Consider the following 1,520-nt stretch of genomic DNA (forward strand, 5'->3'; position numbering starts at 1 on the left):
CGCGCCTGGCCCAGCCGGCCCGCGCCAGGCCCACGCCGAACAGCGGCGCCACGGCGGCGCGGCCGCTGCGTCGTCCGGTCGTCAAGACCAGCGACGCCACCGACGTCAAGCCCGTCAAGCCGGCGCCGGCCGCGACGCGCAGGACGCCGCCGGCGGATGACGATTGGGAATCGTTCTGACGGCGTGATTTGTCCAGGTATTTCGTTGCATTGAATAGGTAGTAGAGAACACATCCCTTTTACGACAGGGCGGCAATATCATGCCGCCCTGGCGGTTACCGGAAATATCGGAAAATGTTAAGCAATCTGAAGGTGCGCACGGGGTTGATGCTTGCCCAATTGGCCGTCGCCGTGGCCGCGCTGATTGCCATCGCCCTGGGTTGGAACAGCATGCGATCCAACGCCGAGGCGATCAACGCTTTGGATAGCCTGAGCGTCCAGCAGAGCAATCTGGTCAAGGACTCTTACGTGCAGATGCTGCGCGCCACCATCCGCGCGGACATCGCCGCCGCCCAGCGCGCCGCCGGCGACAAGGCGGGCGCGGCCGAGAACACCCGCATCGTCCAGCAACTGCTGACCGACGGCAGGGCCAAGCTCGAGAAGTTCAAGGCGATTCCTAAGACCACCGATATCGGCCGCGCCGCCGAAGGCCAGTTGCTGGCCTCGTTCAACGGCTTTGCCGAAGGCCTGCAAGCCATGCTGGGCGCGCTGGACCGGGGTGACAACGCCGAGTACCTGAACCTGAAGAACACCAAGACCGCCGCGGCCAGCGGCGCGTTCTCCAAGCAGTTGACCGAGTTCGCGACCGCGATCACCACCTACAGCGAAGAGCGGGTGGCGGCGTCGCGCTCGGAGGGCGCGGTCATGGCGTATGTCTACCTCGCGCTGGTCCTGGTGATCCTGGCCGTGTCGCTGGGCGCCTTCCTGTTCATGAATCGAGTCGTGCTGCGCCCGCTGCGCGCGGTTGGCGAAAGCTTCGACCGAATCGCCGGCGGCGATCTGACCACGCGCGTCGAGGTGCAGTCGACCAACGAGATCGGCGCGCTGATGGCGGCGGTCAAGCGTATGCAGGAAAGCCTGGCGCGCACGGTGTCGACCGTGCGCCGCGGCGTCGACGAGATCAACGTCGGTTCGCGCGAGATCTCGGCCGGCAACACCGACCTGTCCAGCCGCACCGAGCAGCAGGCAGCTTCGCTGGAAGAGACCGCCGCTTCGATGGAAGAGCTGGCCTCGACCGTCAAGCAGAACGCCGACAACGCGCGCCAGGCCAACCAGCTGGCCGCGAGCGCCTCGGATGTGGCCGAGCGCGGTGGTTCGGCGGTGGCCGAAGTGGTCAACACGATGCAGGGCATTTCCGCCAGCTCGCGCAAGATCTCGGAAATCGTGTCGGTCATCGACGGCATCGCCTTCCAGACCAACATCCTGGCGCTGAACGCGGCGGTGGAAGCCGCTCGTGCCGGCGAGCAGGGTAAGGGCTTCGCGGTGGTGGCGGGCGAAGTGCGCTCGCTGGCGCAGCGCAGC

General features: G+C 66.4%; 1 protein-coding gene. It reads left to right on the forward strand.

Features of this window, described 5'->3' with window-relative positions:
- Positions 1 to 293 precede the first annotated feature (293 nt).
- The coding region (locus H0523_RS31990) for a methyl-accepting chemotaxis protein (RefSeq protein ID WP_180180322.1) at positions 294 to 1,520 on the forward strand (1,227 nt) is incomplete at its 3' end.

The sequence above is a fragment of the Achromobacter insuavis genome (assembly GCF_902859645.1).
Classification (GTDB): Bacteria; Pseudomonadota; Gammaproteobacteria; order Burkholderiales; family Burkholderiaceae_B; genus Achromobacter; species Achromobacter insuavis.